This window comes from Mesorhizobium sp. M7A.T.Ca.US.000.02.2.1 (assembly GCF_003996995.1).
Taxonomy (GTDB): Bacteria; Pseudomonadota; Alphaproteobacteria; order Rhizobiales; family Rhizobiaceae; genus Mesorhizobium.
Genome location: NZ_RZTT01000117.1, coordinates 1 through 15,097, shown reverse-complemented (window position 1 = coordinate 15,097; position 15,097 = coordinate 1). Strand labels below are relative to the sequence as shown.

Here is a 15,097-nt window from a genome sequence, read left to right as displayed (position 1 = left end):
AGATCGGATCGGAGAATGCTGTCGCCAAAGGTCACCTGACTGCGCTGCGATTGGTGAAAACCCTAGTCAGAATTTCACAATTTTGAAAGAGCCCTGGCTTTCGTCTGTGGACTGCCGCCGAGACGATCGGAGACCCAGAGTTCCGATCGCCCGCGACGGGATAGACCTTTGACGGGAATCCGGTGAAAGTGCCGCGCCGATCCGGCCAACCCACATTGACGATCACTTCGCCACATTGTCGATCACTCAGAGGACAGAGCGCTATGACGAACCCGACCCACCTGCCCACAGAGGGCCTTTTTGTCGGACGGGCCAGAAGCAGCGATGCCGCATACCCGCTGGTCGTCGCGGTGCGCGATGGCACGGTCTTCGACATCACCTCGCGTACGGCACCGACCATGCGCCACCTTTGCGAGATGGCCGACCCGGCTGGGCATGTCCGCTCGGCCGAAGGCAGACCGATCGGATCGCTCGATGACATCGCCGCCAACAGTTTTGAGACCGCGCGCGATCCAGCAAAACCCTACCTGCTCTCACCGGTCGACCTGCAGGCGGTCAAGGCATCGGGCGTCACCTTCGTCGTCAGCCTGCTGGAACGGGTGATCGAGGAACAGGCGCGCGGTTCGGCTGAAAAAGCCGATGCCATCCGCGCCGACATCGCAGGACTGATCGGCCACGACCTGTCGAAGCTGAAGCCCGGTTCGCCCGAAGCGATGGAGATCAAGGCCAAGCTGATTTCGCGCGGCGCCTGGTCGCAATATCTGGAAGTGGGCATCGGCCCCGATGCCGAGATCTTCACCAAGTGCCAGCCGATGGCCTCGGTGGGCTTCGGTGCCGATGTCGGGCTGCACCCGGTGTCGACCTGGAACAATCCGGAACCCGAGATCGCCATGATCGCCGCCTCCAGCGGCAGGATCGTCGGCGCGACCATCGGCAACGACGTCAATCTGCGCGACGTCGAAGGGCGTTCGGCGCTGCTGCTCGGCAAGGCCAAGGACAACAATGCCTCGGCCTCGCTCGGCCCCTTCATCCGCCTGTTCGACGACAAATTCTCCATCGATGACGTCAAGCGCGCCGTCGTGCGCCTGAAAGTCGAAGGCGAGGACGGGTTCTCGCTGGAGGGCGCAAGCTCGATGGCCGAGATCAGCCGCTCGCCGGAGGAACTGGTCGCCGCGGCCATGGGGCCGCACCACCAGTATCCGGACGGGCTGGCGCTCTATCTCGGCACCATGTTCGTTCCGTCCAAGGACCGCGGCGAGAAGGGCAAGGGGTTTACCCACAAGGTCGGCGACATCGTCACCATCTCGTCGGAGAAATTCGGTGCGCTGGTCAACCGGGTGCGGCTCTCGCCCGACTGTCCGCACTGGACCTATGGCGCCAGCCATCTGATGCGGGAGCTGGCCAGAGCCGATCTGATCTAGCAACTGGTGTCGTCGACGCCCTGCCAAGCGCTGCGGACCTGGTCCCGTGGGCGTAGGATGGTCGCCGGCGTGACCCTTGTCGGCGCAGGCCGCGTTCGCGCGACCCTAAACAATCACGCCAATTATCCGACAGTCGGAAAATCACCTCAGCTGATGCAATCTGATGGGACCGCTGATGACGCCCCGTCAGGCGCCCACTACACCTGCAGATGGAGGCTTGGCAGATGGAGGCTTGCCATCCGTCGAAAAAGGGGATGCTCTGACGCCTTCAACCGGCGCTGGCAAAAAGACGCGGAACAAGGGACGGATTTTGAACTGACGATCTACAAACGGGAGGAAATCAAATGCTGACACGGCTAAGACTCGTTCTATACGGCCTGTTGGTGGCGCTGATGGTGGTACCAGCAGCGGCACAGGCCAAGACGTTCTACTGGATTTCGCACGGCGGTCCGGCCGATCCGGTCTGGACCTATTTCCTGGCCGGCGCCAAGCAATGGGCCAAGGACACCGGCAACACCGTCAACACCTCGTTCCACAATGGCGATGTCGCCTCGCAGCAGGAAGCGGTTCGCGCCGCCCTCTCCGCCAAGGCCGACGGTATCGTCACGACGAGCCCCGATCCGGGCAGCCTGATCGAGATCGTCAAGGAAGCGCGTGCGGCGAAAGTGCCGATCATCAATTTCAACACGCCTGATCCGAAGGCCGACTTCAACGCCTATGTCGGCGGCGACAATGTCACCTTCGGCAAGCATTGGGCGCAGTATCTGGTCGACAAAGGCCTGGTGAAGAAAGGCGACTTCGTCTGGATGCCGGTCGAAATCCCCGGCGCCACCTATGGCGTGCAGGAAGAAGAAGGCATCAAGAGCGTCTTCGAGCCGCTCGGCATCACCTATGAAATCACGGAAGCCACGCTTGATCAGGCTGAAGTGATCAATCGCATGGTCGATTACCTCACGGCCAACAAGGCCAAGGTCAAGGCGATCATCGGCCTCGGCGATCTCGTCACCGGCTCGATCAAGCGGGTGTTCGACCAAGTCGGCATCAAGCCCGGCGAAATCCCGGTTGTCGGCTGGGGCAACTCGCTCGACACCACCCAGGAAGTGCTGAACGGCTACGTCAATGCCGGCCAGTGGCAGGACCCGCAGGCGACCAGCTATGTCGCGCTTTCGCTGGCCAATATGGCCGCCGGCGGCATTCCTCCGGGCTTCAACGTCATCACCGGCGCGCTCTACGAAAAAGACACCGCGCAAATCTACGACGACATCCTGTCCGGCAAGTAACATCCAATCCTAGCAGTCGCGGCCGCCCAACGGCCGCGACTGGCTCTCCATTTCGCCGAGCCCTTCGCACGCGATGTGCAACGCTCAGCCTTCCACTCATGTCGCGGATTGCCTGTGGAAAATCATTCGCTCGTCCAACGCCTGATCGCACGGCCGGAATTCGGCCCTTTCGTGCTGCTCGTCGTCGAGATCGCCGTTTTCTGGAGTTTCAACCACGACTTCCTGTCGCCGCAGAACATCTCCAACACGCTGGCCTTCACGGTCGAACTCGGCCTGATCGCGCTGGCGATGACGCTGTTGATGACATCGGGCGAGTTCGACCTCTCGGTCGGTTCCCTGTTCGGCTTCTCGCCGGTCTTGATGTGGACCCTGTTCAACAGCGGCCTGACCTCGCTGGAGGTCGGCTTTGTCGCCGCGCTGCTGGTCGCCGCCTTCATCGGGCTGGTCAATGGCTGGTTCGTGACGCAGCTCAAGATCCCATCCTTCCTGGTGACGCTCGGCATGCTGCTGGTGGTGCGCGGTACCGCGCTTTTCGTCACCGATGGTTTTCCCCAGCGCACCTGGAGCGCGGAAGGCAGCTGGCTGGCCGAAGTGCTGGTCGGCGATTTCTTCATCGGGCCGTTCCGCATCTACATGTCGCTGTTCTGGTTCATCGCCGCGGCGATCGGGCTCGGCTATGTGCTGACGCAAAGCCGCACCGGCAACTGGATCCAGGCGGCCGGCGGCAACCCGAGCGCTGCAAGGGCGCGCGGCGTCAATGTCAGCGGCGTCAAGATCGGCCTGTTCGTTCTGTCGTCGGTCATGGCCTCGCTTGCCGGCGTCATCTCCTCGCTGCGCACTTCCGCCGCCAACCCCAACAGCGGCACCGGCTATGAACTGGAAGTCATCGCCATGGTGGTGATCGGCGGAACCGCGCTGACCGGCGGGCGCGGCACGATCATCGGCACCGTGCTCGGCATCCTGATCCTGCGCGTAATGCGCAACGGCATCGTGCTGATCGGCGTGCCCGGTCTTGCCTACAACATCTTCATCGGCGCCATCATCCTCGGCATGATGGCGCTGCATTCATGGCTGGAACGCCGGCACCAGGCGGGGACTTGAACCATGGCCGAGCCACTGATCCGCATGACGAGCATCCGCAAGTCCTATGGCCGCGTGCAGGCGCTGGAGGATGCCAATTTCCATGTCAATGAACGGGAGATCGTCGGCTTGCTCGGCGACAACGGCGCGGGCAAGTCGACGCTGATCAAGGTGCTCTCGGGTGCCGTTCCGCTGACCAGCGGCGATATCTTCATCCGCGGCAAGAAGGTGAGCCTGCGCAGCACCAGCGACGCCATCGCCCACGGCATCGAGACGATCTACCAGGACTCGGCGCTGGTGACGCAACTGTCGATCGCCCGCAATCTGTTCCTCGGGCGCGAGCCGATCAAGCCGCCGCGCTTCCTCAACCGGATGGACCGGGATGCGATGAACACGGTTGCTCGCGACTTGCTCAAGCAGGTCGGCATCTCGAAGAACATCCCGCCGACGACGCCGATCGGCTCGCTCTCCGGCGGCGAGCGCCAGGCGGTGGCGATCGCGCGCGCCATGCATTTCGACAGCGACCTGATCATTCTCGACGAGCCGACCAACAATCTCGGCGTCGCCGAAACACAGGGTGTGCTGAGCTTCGTGCGCAGCGCCCGCGATTCCGGCCATTCCTGCATTTTCATCGCCCACAACATCCACCATGTCTTCCAGGTGGTCGACCGCATCGTCGTCATGCGCCGCGGCAAGGTGGTTGCTGACGACATAGACCCCAAGAAGACCAGCGTGGCGGAGGTCGAACGGATCATCACCGGCATGTCGGACAAGGAGATCCGCGATGCCATCGCCGATGGCAAGCCATCGCACTGAGAATGGTGATGGGCGTCAATCACCCGTCACCTCAGATCGCATCGCTTGTCTGACGCGCCATCGCATGGCGAACAGGATTGCAGCATGAAAGCCACAGTTTCGGATACCGCACGCAACTGCGGGCTGTGGATTACGGCATGAAAGCCACTGTCTCTGATATCGCTCGTAGCTGCGGGCTATCGACCGCAACGGTCGACCGGGTGCTCAACAACCGGCCGGGTGCGAGTGCGGCCAACCGCCAGCGCGTCATGGAGGCGGCCAAGCAGCTCGGCTATCTGCCGGTCGCCGATCAGGTAACGCTACCCTCGCGGCCCGCCCACCTTGAATTCCTGCTGCCGATCGGCAGCAATGCCTTCATGCGCGATCTCGCCGGGCATATCGAGGACTACGCCGCGCGCCTGCCGCTTGTCGCCTCGTGCCGGATCCACAACCTCGCCGGTATCTCGCCGAACGCGCTGCAGAGCGCTGTCGAAAACCTGTCGCTCAGGGCCAATGGCGTCGGCGTGATCGCCGTCGATCATCCGCGTACGCGCAACATCCTGCGCGACATCGTCGATGCCGGCATGCGCTTGGTGACGCTGGTGTCCGATGTTCCGGCGGCACCGCGCGCGGCCTATGTCGGCATCGACAACCGGGTGGCGGGACGAACGGCGGCGCTGCTGATGGGACGCTTCCTTGGCGGCCGCACCGGTCATCTGGCGATGGTCGTCGGCTCACGTTCCTATCGCGGCCACGAGGAACGCGAGATGGGTTTCCGCTCGGTGCTCAGTGAGGAGTTTCCAAATCTGACCGTCAGCAGCGCCGTCGAGGTCAACGACGAGCCCGATGCCAGCTACACCGAGACCATGAAGGCGCTGCACGACGAGCCGGAACTGCTTGGCATCTATTGCGTCGGAGCTGGACATTCGGGCGTTGCAAAGGCGATCCGGGAGGCCAGGCCGAACCGCAAGCCGGTGTTCATCTGCCACGATCTGACCAAGGACACGCGCGGTCATCTCGTCGACGACCTGCTCGATGTCGTCATCGACCAGAATGCGCGGCTGATCGCGGAGCAGTCGGTCATCCGCCTGCTCGGCTCGATCGCGTCGGCAGCGCCCTATCTGACCAAGAAGTTCATCGAACCGCGGCTGATTTTCAAGGAGAACGTGCCGGTGCAGTGACAAGGGCAAGTGCCCGCTGCGCCTCTTCCGCTATTGGCAGGTGGGGCCGTCCTGATGATTGACGCAGGTCAGTGAACAGCAGGCGCCAGGGTTGTTCAGATCGCAGGGTCCGCCGCTTGGAACGCAGGAGGCTGCTTCTGCCATTGACGGCAGCATAATAGTCGTCACCGCAGGAATCGCAGCGGCCGTGCCGAGACCGATCGCCCTCAAGGCTCCCCTTCGGCTTGTTCTGCCATCAACAAAGGTCGGGGCGGCAATGGGATGCTCCAGGAGGTTGGAGCCGCTCAGTCGCTCCAGTACGGCCCAGACCGCACTCTCCTCGACAGGTTCGTCGCGACCGGATGAAATCGACGCCGCGATGGCCACAACCGAAGTCTCTCCGTCGCAACGTTCCCAGACCTCGGCGGCCAAAGAATTCAGACAGCTCGCCTGAAGAGTTTTGCGATCATAAACAAGCGTTTCGTCCGTCAGCTTGCGAACGACGATATCCTGCGTACGGCTCTTTGGCAGTTGCATGGATGTTCCCCCTGTATAAAGTAATACTAATAGAACCTGCATTGCATGGAAAGGCAAGCGGGCGCCCCTCCAAGAACCGGCTTCGATGATCGTGTCGCAGAAGAACTCCAGCCCTCGCCTCCATGACGGCGCTTTGCTGGCAACGGTTCTTGCTGGCACATGGCGCGAGGAACCGCCCCCGCCGGCCATTGCAGCCGAACAGTTGTCGCGATTGGCGCCGTTGCTGATCGGGTCGGGCACAGCGGGTTTCGTGTGGCGCAGCATGTCGCGCGATGCGGCGTTGAAAGCAGCCGAAGGCGCGTCCGAATTGCGCAATGCCCATCACCATTTCGCCATCCAGGCATCGGTCAAGGGCGAATCGCTCGACGCGCTGGCCACAGAATTTTCTGCCGCGGGGCTCGAACCCCTGGTCTTCAAGGGCTGGGCCATCGCCCGATATTACACCGCACCCCATTTGCGGCCGTTCGGCGATTTTGATCTTTGCGCGCCGCCCGGCCGTCATGCAGAAGCCGCCGCGCTGCTCGGCAAGCACATTTCCGGCACCTTGCGCCACGACAATCAAGGCCTCGTGCACCTGCCCAACAATTTTCAGGTCGAGATGTCGTCAGGTCTCGCTGCAACGGTCGACCTGCATGCGGACCTCAAGAAGTATCGCTGTCCTTCGCTTGCGGCCGTTTACGGGCGATCGATCCCCGTCAGGCTTTCGGGTGGCACGGTGCGTGTGCCGGCGCTGGAGGACCATCTGCGACTGGCCATCCTGCATTTTCTGCGCCACGGCGGCTGGCGGCCGTTGTGGCTCACCGACATAGCGGCGATGCTGGAGAGCGCGACCGGCGATTTCAACTGGGATCTGTGCCTTGGCGAGGAGCCGCATGTAAGGCGGTGGATCGCCTGCATCTTGCAGCTTGCAGGCGATCTGCTTGGCGCCCGTCTTGAGCACGTCCCGACCTCATCCCGCATCGCCGATATGCCGCGCTGGATCGCGAAGACCGTGCTCAACGAATGGCGGGCGCCATTCGCCGCGCGACAGGCGGTGCGGCCGCTCGGCGACGCGATCGCCGATCCGAGGCTTTTTCCAGGTGAGCTTGTTCAGCGCTGGCCGAGCGCGATCCGGGCGACCGCCGATCGCGACGGCCCGTTCGACGCGTCGACACGTCTGCCCTATCAACTGGCGAGTTTCACTGCGTCGGCCTGGGGACGCGTTGCGCGAACCTTTGCCGGTCCGGCAGCTACATTGGTGGAAAATGACAAGGTTTAGCGTTCATGTCTGATGTCTCGACCTTGCCGCGGCTCGCAAGCCAGGCGCTGACGCCGTGCTGGGACAATCTCAACAAATTGACGTGGGTCGACGGCTTTGCCTTCACCAGCTACGGCGTCACTCTCGGCGTGCGCGTCAGCGATCCGGCCTTGCTGCCAATGTTACGATCCCGGCTGCCGCGCGACGCCGAGCCGTCCGATGCCGATGTCGTCGAACGGTATTTTTCAATGATTCTCGGGGGCACCAGGCCCGGATCGCGGATTCGTGCTTTCAATATGCTCTATCTCGACCATTCGCAGGCTGCCCGCTCGCACAGGGTGGACGACGTGCTCGATGCGTTTGAATCATGGAGCCAGCTGTCGGTCGCCGAATTCGCGCCGACGCGCATCTTCGTCCATGCCGGCGTCGTTGGTTGGAAAGGCCGTGCAATCCTCATTCCCGGCAAGACGCAAAGCGGCAAATCCAGCCTGGTCGCAGCACTCGTCAAGGCCGGGGCCAGTTATTATTCGGACGAGTTCGCGGTCCTTGACGAAACCGGCCGTGTCCATCCGTTCGCCAAGCCACTCTCGATGCGCGCCAGTCCGACGGCACGCCAACATCATGTAGCAGTGGAGGACCTGGGAGGACACGTGGGCGAGGAACCACTGCCTGTCGGCCTTGTCGTCATGAGCCAATATAAGGCCGGCGCGCGGTGGCAGCCGCAGACATTGTCGCCGGGCCTTGGTCTCCTCGAATTGCTGGCGAACACCGTGTCGGCCCGGCGGGCCGCGGAGCGTGCACTGGCAACGCTGGAGGGGGTTGTATCAAACGCGCCTGTGATCAAGTCCGAGCGGGGTGAGGCGAAAATGGCGGCCGCGAGAATTTTGCAGGTCATGGAAGCCGGAGCTTGAGCAGCAGGGCGGCATCGGCAGAAGTTTTCCATCTCGATGTTTTGCACAGATCTCCGCTATTTGTACGACAAGTCGGGGTAGCTGCCGCAAATCTGCACAGCAGCTATGCAAGTTTCTTTGTTGCCGAATCGTTGGGCAACTCGTAGGTTCTGGTTGTCGGCCATCTACTCCTCCCAGATGCGATGCCGACGCTGAATGGGGTGCACCTCCTCCCGCGCCACATTCGAAAATCGAGCCCGCTGCCACCTCCTCCCGGCAGCGGGCTTTTTTCGTTTGGCCGACAGGGATGGCGGCACAGCGACACCAAAGCGCGCCCAGTCATCACGCGATGAATGGCGCACATGGACAGGCGACAGGTCACCTCAACCGGCGGCGGCGCCCCTGAAAGAAACGATCAATCCTTCAGCCATGCGCACGAACTGCGTGCTCGGACCTTCCGACCCCACGGTCTGCACGCTAACCCGCGCGCCCTCGAGCAGAAGCGACAGCGTATCGGCGAGCAGTTCAGCCTGGCCGATGCCCGCATCCCGACATAGCGTCACAAGGCGCTCGCGCTGGGCTTCCTTGAGCTCCTTGATCACCAGCCTGGCCGGATGGTCCGGCTCGGTCAGCTCAGCGGCGGCGTTGGCCATGTCGCAGCCGCGCCCGTCCGCATTGAGCATGGCAGCCGCCTTGCGAACCCAGGCATGCAGCTGGGCAAGCTTGTCACCAGGAAATTCGGCCTCGAACGCATCCCACATAGCGCCCGCTTTGGCCGCATTGGCGCGCAGGCATTCGACGATCAGTTCGTCCTTGGATTCGAAGTGACGATAGAGCGTCATCTTGTTCGTGCCGGCAGCTTCGGTGATGGCGTCGACGCCGACACCCTTGATGCCATGCTTGTGGAACATGTCGCGTGCCGTCTCCAGGATCCGATCCCGGGGACGAGAGCGCTCCACGATGCCGTCTGTCATCATGATCTCCTTTCGTTTCCAAAAAACCCTCGGCCACCTCTTGACTAGGGTGTTACCGGTCTGTAACTTCCAGAATGTTACTTACTGGTAACACCTATATCGTCCACCGTCAATAACAAGGCCGTGAACTGGCCTTGCCGACGAGAGGGACAAGAAACTGCCAATCATGCGGCCTCGGCCGGTGAAAAGATGAAAACGGTTCGCGAGCACGTGCTGCGAATCGACAGACAAGGAGCCGGCCAATGCCACAGCGCCGCGATCTTACCATAGATGAAGCCGTCCGGGATCCGATGATCCGGCTGGTCATGAGAGCCGATGGCGTCGACCCGCGCGCCTTCGAGACGATGCTGCGCTCGCTTGCCGATGCGCAGCGCAACGAGGTGCCGTTGCTGCATTCGCGGGACGACCTCGGTGACAAGCGCGGTCAAAGACTGTCCAGCGTCGCCAGCGCCTTCGGGCGGGCAAGAGCAGCCGGGGAGGCTTGCGTCTCGTGGTAAACTTTTTCATCCACCGTCCGATCTTCGCCTCGGCGATCGCCATCATCATGGTGCTCGCCGGGTCGATTTGTTATTTCCTGCTGCCCGTCTCGCAGTTTCCCGACATCACGCCGCCGCAGGTTGTGGTCAGCGCCCACTATCCAGGCGCCAGCGCGCAAGTGGTGGCCGATACGGTGACGACTCCGCTGGAGCAGCAGATCAACGGCGTGCAAGGCATGACCTACATGTCGTCGACGAGCTCCAATGACGGCTCCTCGACCATCACCATCACCTTCGATGTCGGCTATTCGCTGAGCACCGCCGCCGTCGACGTGCAGAACCGCGTCTCGCAGGCCGCCTCGTCGCTGCCGGCGATCGTCAACCAGGGCGGCGTGACGATCAAGAAGCAGAACCCGAACTTCGTCCTCATCGTCAACCTGACTTCGCCCGACAGTTCGGTCGATCCGGTGGCGCTGAGCAACCTTGCCTATCTGCAGGTGGTCGATCCGCTGAAGCGCCTGCCCGGCGTCGGCGATGTGCAGATCTTCGGCGAGCGGCGCTATTCGATGCGCGTCTGGCTCGATCCCGACAAGCTCGCCAATCTCGGCATCACCGCGGTCGATGTGCAGAACGCCATCGCCGAGCAGAATGTCCAGGTGGCGGCCGGCAAGATCGGCCAATCGCCGGCACCCGCCGGCACCGCCTTCGAGATGCAGGTCAACGCCGTCGGCCGGTTGAGCGATCCAAAGGAATTCGGCGACATCGTCGTACGCGCCAACACCGACACCGGCTCGCTGGTCAGGCTGCGCGACGTCGCCCGCATCGAGCTCGGCGCACTGCAATATTCGTCGTCGGCCTTCTTCGGCAAGGACCCGACCGTGGTGCTTGCCGTCTATCAGATGCCCGGCTCCAACGCGCTCGATCTTCAGCAGCGCGTCAAGGACAAGATGCAGGAGCTTTCGGGCCGTTTCCCGAAGGGCGTCTCCTATGCGATGCACTACGACACCACCCGCTTCGTCTCGGCCTCGATGCATGACGTGCTGATCACGCTCGGCGAAGCGCTGGTGCTGGTCGTCGCCGTGGTGTTCATCTTCCTGCAAAGCTGGCGCACGACAATCATCCCGACCATCGCCATTCCGGTGTCGCTGGTGGCGACGCTGGTCGTCATGGAGATGCTCGGCTTCTCGCTCAACATGCTCTCCCTGCTCGGCATGGTGCTGGCGATCGGCCTCGTCGTCGACGACGCCATCGTCGTGGTTGAGAATGTCGAGCGACAGCTGGAGGCCGGGCTCAAACCGCTTGCGGCGACCAAGGCCGCAATGCGCGAGGTCACCGGACCGATCATCGCCACCACCGCGGTGCTGATGGCGGTGTTCGTGCCGGTCGCCTTCATTCCCGGCGTCTCCGGCAAGCTCTACAACCAGTTCGCGCTGACCGTGGCGATCTCCGTCGGCATCTCCGCCTTCAACTCATTGACGCTCAGTCCCGCGCTCAGTGCGGCCTTCCTGCGCCATCGCGGCGAGACGCAGTTCGCCCCGTTCCGCTGGTTCAACACCGGCTTCGACAGGCTCTCGCATGCCTATGCCAATGGCGTGCGCATCCTCATCCGCTTGCGCTGGATCATGCTTGGCCTGTTCGCGGCCGGACTGGTCGCTACCTACTTCGTCTGGCAGCGCCTGCCCTCGACCTTCCTTCCGGTCGAGGACCAGGGCTATTTCTTCGTCGTCATCCAGTTGCCCGACGGCGCGTCGCTGGAACGCACCGACGCGGTGGCGCAGAAGGCGCGCGACATCCTGCAGGCGACGCCCGGCGTCGAGATTGTCGGCTCGATCAGCGGCCTGAATTTCCTGACCAGTGCGGCGCAGTCGAATTCGGCGGTCGAATTCGCCATCCTGAAGCCGTGGGAGGAGCGCGGCCCCGACCAGAGCGCGTCGAAGCTCGTCGCCGATGTGCGCGGCAAGCTGATGCAGATTCCGGAAGCTTTCGCGCTGAGCTTCGATCCGCCTTCTATCCCGGGTATCGGCACCACAGGCGGCTTCGAATTCGTCGTCGAGGATTTGACCGGCCGCGGCAGTTCAGCCCTCAACGATGCGACCCAAGCCGTGATCGCCGAGGCGCGCAAGCAGCCGGAAATCAACCCGCAGCAGCTGTTCTCGCCATTCTCGACCTCGACGCCGCAGTTCAACTACGACCTCGACCGCAGCAAGGCCAAGCTGCTCGGCCTCAATCTGCCCGATGTCTTCAACACACTGCAGATCTATCTCGGCTCGCTCTACGTCAACGACTTCAACCTGTTCGGCCGCACCTTCCGGGTGACCATCCAGGCCGACAAGGATGCACGTGCGGGTGCCGCCGACATTTCGCGGCTCTATGTGCGCAATGCCTCCGGCGGCATGGTGCCGCTCTCGACGCTGGGCAAACTCGTGCCCTTCGTCGGCCCGGAGACCGTGCCGCATTACAACAACAATGCCTCGGCCTCGATCAATGGCGGTGCCGCACCCGGCTTTTCCTCGGGCCAGGCGGTTGCCGCGATGGAACGGGCCGCCGCCATTGCGCTGCCAAGGGATTTCGGTTTCGAATGGACCGGCATCACCTTCCAGGAGCTCAAGGCAGGATCGATCGCGTCCGTCGTCTTCGGCCTCGCCATCGTCTTCGTCTTCCTGATCCTGGCGATGCAGTATGAGAGCTGGGCGATGCCGTTCATGGTGCTGTTGGCGGTGCCACTGGCCCTGTTCGGCGCCTTCGTGGCCTTGTTGCTGCGTGGCATGCAGATCGACGTCTACTCGCAGATAGGCTTCGTCATGCTGATCGGCCTGGCGGCCAAGAACGCGATCCTGATCGTCGAGTTCGCAAGGCGACGGCGCGAAGAAGGCCTCAGCATCATCGACGCGGCGATGGAGGCGGCACGGCTCAGGCTGCGGCCGATCCTGATGACGGCCTTCGCCTTCATCCTCGGCGTGCTGCCGCTGATGTTTGCGACCGGCGCCGGTGCGGCAAGCCGGCAGTCGATCGGCACCACCGTGTTCGGCGGCATGGTCGCGGCGACCATCCTGTCGCTGGTGTTCGTGCCGGTGTTCTACGCGGTCATCGAGCAGCTGCGCGAACGCCGCGGCAATGACGAGCCCGCCTCTCAAGACAATGAACCAACGACTGAGCCCGCCTTGCGACCCCTGGCGGAAGCGGCCGAATAAGATTGGAGACTGATCATGCGTAAATGGAAAATCGCGTTGGGAACGGCCGTCGCACTGGGAGCGATCTCGGTGGCCAGCGTCCACCTGCTCGACATGGGCAACCTCAGCCTCAATGCCGGCACGGCCGCGGCGACGCCTGCTCCGGCGGCATTCGTCATGCCTGTGCCGGTGGTCAGTGTCGTCAAGAAGACGATCCCGATCTACCTGGACTATGCCGCGCGGACGGAACCGATCCGCAGCATCACCTTGCAGGCCAGGATTCCGGGCTATCTGCAGGAGCAGACCGCAGCTGACGGCGTCGACGTCCGGCAAGGCGATCTTCTCTACAAGATCTCGCCTGACGACTTCCAGGCGGCTCTCGACCAGGCCAAGGCGCAAGTGCAGCGCGATACGGCGACGCTCGACTATGCCCGCTCCAACCTCGGTCGCGGCACCGAGCTCGCCAAGAGCGGCTACCTCGCCAAGGACGGCTTCGACCAGCGCACCAGCACCTTGCGCGAGGCACAGGCGTCGCTGGCGGTCAATCAGGCGGCGGTCCGCACGGCAGAGCTCAATCTGAGCTACGCCGAAATCCGGGCGCCGTTTGCCGGGCGTCTCGGCCGCAACCAGGCTTCGGTCGGAACGCTGGTCAGCGTTGCCGGCACCGTGCTCAACACGCTGGTGCAACTCGATCCGATCTACGTCACCTTCAACCCGAGCGAGACGGATCTGGCCGAGATCGAGCAAGCCCGTGCGAACGGCCCGATCGAAGTGGAGGTGCTGCTCCCCGGCCAGACCGAGGCCAGCCAGAAGGGCGAGCTTACCTTCATCGACAATTCGGTCGACCGCTCGACCGGCACGATCACGGCGCGCGCAACGATCGGTAACGGCAAGTTCACGCTGCTGCCCGGCCAATATGTTCGTGTCCGGCTGCATGTGAGAGAGCAGGCCGACGCGCTGATGGTGCCGCAGACGGCGCTGGGCTCGAGCCAGCTCGGCAAATATCTCTATGTCGTCGGCAAGGACAACACGGTCGACCAGCGGCTGGTTTCGCTCGGACCGACGAGCGGCGGTCAGGTCGCCATCCTCAGCGGCGTCGCCGAGGGCGACCAGGTGATCACGGGCAATCTGCAGAAGATCGGACCCGGAGCGCCTGTATCGCCGATACCGGAAAAGCCGGCCACCTGAACACCCCCGTCAGGACCCGGCTTCAGCGCGGCGCCCCGACCTTCCCACAGGTCGCGGGCGCCGCTCGACTGAGCAGTTCCACCAGACCGGCAACATCGGCGCGGTCGGCCTTGGCCACCGGCATGAATGCACAGTAGGGATGCCCGAGGCGCACGGAGACGGAGGAGAGCGCAATCAGCCGACCGGCCTCCAGATCGGCGCGCGCCATGACCCGCTGGCCAAGCGCGATACCCAGGCCCAGCCTTGCCGAGGCGATCGCAAGGCTGGACAGGCCGACGCGCCGCCCGTGCGACGGGTCGGGTGAGCGGCTGCCGCCGGAGGCCGCAAACCAGTCAGCCCAGGTCGGGTGCGAGGCATAGTTCGGCCCCCAATTGGTGTGGATGAACTGGCTCTCGTGCAAATCCGCCAGACTCGGATCGCCATTGCCGTGCCGGTGCCAGAATTCCGGCGCACAGACCGGCAGGACGTCGTCATGGACGAGACGGACGAGTTTCAATCCGGGATAGTGATAATCGCCATAGCTGATGCGCAGGTCGATGTTCTGGCGCATCAGGTCGACCGGATCGTCCTCGACCCGAACGTCGATCGCCATCTGCGGAAAGGCATCGAGAAGTACCGCCAGCCTCGGCGCCAGCCACAGTTCGGCCAGCGAGAACGGCACGCTGACGACCAGGCGCGTCCGCATCCCGCCCTCCAGCATGCGCTGGCCTATGGCGGCGATGTCTCCTAGCGCCTTCGCCGTCTGTGGATAGATGGCGTGGCCGGCGTCGGTGAGCGCGATGCGATTGCCGCTGCGCACGAACAATTGCTTGCCGAACCAGTTCTCAAGATTGCGTATCTGCTGGCTGACCGCTGCAGAGGACACACCGAGTTCAGAGGCGGCCAGAGC

Annotated in this window: 13 protein-coding genes; 10 read left to right on the top strand and 3 right to left on the bottom strand. The window is 63.2% G+C overall.

The window, feature by feature from the left end; translation table 11 throughout:
* The first annotated feature begins 263 nt into the window (after positions 1-263).
* From EOD15_RS13710 to EOD15_RS13690, 5 genes are all read left to right on the top strand, one after another.
* Positions 264-1,421 carry a fumarylacetoacetate hydrolase family protein gene (locus EOD15_RS13710; RefSeq protein ID WP_127322383.1) on the top strand — a complete coding sequence of 386 codons (1,158 nt, stop codon included), beginning with the start codon at positions 264-266 and terminating at the stop codon, positions 1,419-1,421.
* A gap of 344 nt (positions 1,422-1,765) precedes the next feature.
* Complete coding sequence (locus EOD15_RS13705; protein ID WP_013532868.1) at positions 1,766-2,701, top strand: substrate-binding domain-containing protein; 936 nt, start codon at positions 1,766-1,768, stop codon at positions 2,699-2,701.
* Between the two features lie 114 nt (positions 2,702-2,815).
* On the top strand, positions 2,816-3,802 hold the full coding sequence (locus tag EOD15_RS13700; RefSeq protein ID WP_127320323.1) for an ABC transporter permease: 987 nt from the start codon (positions 2,816-2,818) through the stop codon (positions 3,800-3,802).
* 3 nt (positions 3,803-3,805) lie between these two features.
* Complete coding sequence (locus tag EOD15_RS13695) at positions 3,806-4,597, top strand: ATP-binding cassette domain-containing protein (protein ID WP_127320321.1); 792 nt, start codon at positions 3,806-3,808, stop codon at positions 4,595-4,597.
* Between the two features lie 137 nt (positions 4,598-4,734).
* On the top strand, positions 4,735-5,757 hold the full coding sequence (locus EOD15_RS13690) for a LacI family DNA-binding transcriptional regulator (RefSeq protein WP_127320319.1): 1,023 nt from the start codon (positions 4,735-4,737) through the stop codon (positions 5,755-5,757).
* A gap of 30 nt (positions 5,758-5,787) precedes the next feature.
* Here EOD15_RS13690 and EOD15_RS36745 read toward each other — a convergent pair whose 3' ends face one another.
* Positions 5,788-6,588, bottom strand: coding sequence for a PqqD family protein (locus EOD15_RS36745; RefSeq protein WP_245463666.1), 801 nt, complete (start codon positions 6,586-6,588; stop codon positions 5,788-5,790).
* Between EOD15_RS36745 and EOD15_RS13680 the strand changes: the two genes are divergently transcribed.
* Positions 6,524-7,531, top strand: a complete 1,008-nt coding sequence (locus EOD15_RS13680) for a nucleotidyltransferase family protein (RefSeq protein WP_245463665.1) — start codon at positions 6,524-6,526, stop codon at positions 7,529-7,531. The two genes, EOD15_RS36745 and EOD15_RS13680, sit on opposite strands and share 65 nt — an antisense overlap.
* Positions 7,532-7,536: 5 nt before the next feature.
* Positions 7,537-8,421, top strand: coding sequence for a hypothetical protein (locus EOD15_RS13675; RefSeq protein WP_127408560.1), 885 nt, complete (start codon positions 7,537-7,539; stop codon positions 8,419-8,421).
* Between the two features lie 362 nt (positions 8,422-8,783).
* On the opposite strand, the gene EOD15_RS13665 is transcribed toward EOD15_RS13675, so the two are convergent.
* Positions 8,784-9,374 carry a TetR/AcrR family transcriptional regulator gene (locus EOD15_RS13665; protein ID WP_127320309.1) on the bottom strand — a complete coding sequence of 197 codons (591 nt, stop codon included), beginning with the start codon at positions 9,372-9,374 and terminating at the stop codon, positions 8,784-8,786.
* 242 nt (positions 9,375-9,616) lie between these two features.
* Between EOD15_RS13665 and EOD15_RS13660 the strand changes: the two genes are divergently transcribed.
* Genes EOD15_RS13660 through EOD15_RS13650 form a run of 3 tightly spaced genes read left to right on the top strand, consistent with a single transcriptional unit; the run spans position 9,617 to position 14,208 of the window.
* The gene (locus EOD15_RS13660; protein ID WP_127270242.1) at positions 9,617-9,871 is read left to right on the top strand and encodes a hypothetical protein; all 255 of its coding nucleotides are present in this window, start codon (positions 9,617-9,619) and stop codon (positions 9,869-9,871) included.
* Positions 9,865-13,041 carry a multidrug efflux RND transporter permease subunit gene (locus EOD15_RS13655; RefSeq protein ID WP_127320307.1) on the top strand — a complete coding sequence of 1,059 codons (3,177 nt, stop codon included), beginning with the start codon at positions 9,865-9,867 and terminating at the stop codon, positions 13,039-13,041. Before EOD15_RS13660 ends, EOD15_RS13655 begins: the two co-directional genes overlap by 7 nt.
* A 15-nt stretch (positions 13,042-13,056) precedes the next feature.
* Complete coding sequence (locus tag EOD15_RS13650) at positions 13,057-14,208, top strand: efflux RND transporter periplasmic adaptor subunit (RefSeq protein ID WP_127320305.1); 1,152 nt, start codon at positions 13,057-13,059, stop codon at positions 14,206-14,208.
* Positions 14,209-14,230: 22 nt separating this feature from the next.
* On the opposite strand, the gene EOD15_RS13645 is transcribed toward EOD15_RS13650, so the two are convergent.
* The coding region (locus tag EOD15_RS13645) for a LysR substrate-binding domain-containing protein (protein WP_127408559.1) at positions 14,231-15,097 on the bottom strand (867 nt) is incomplete at its 5' end.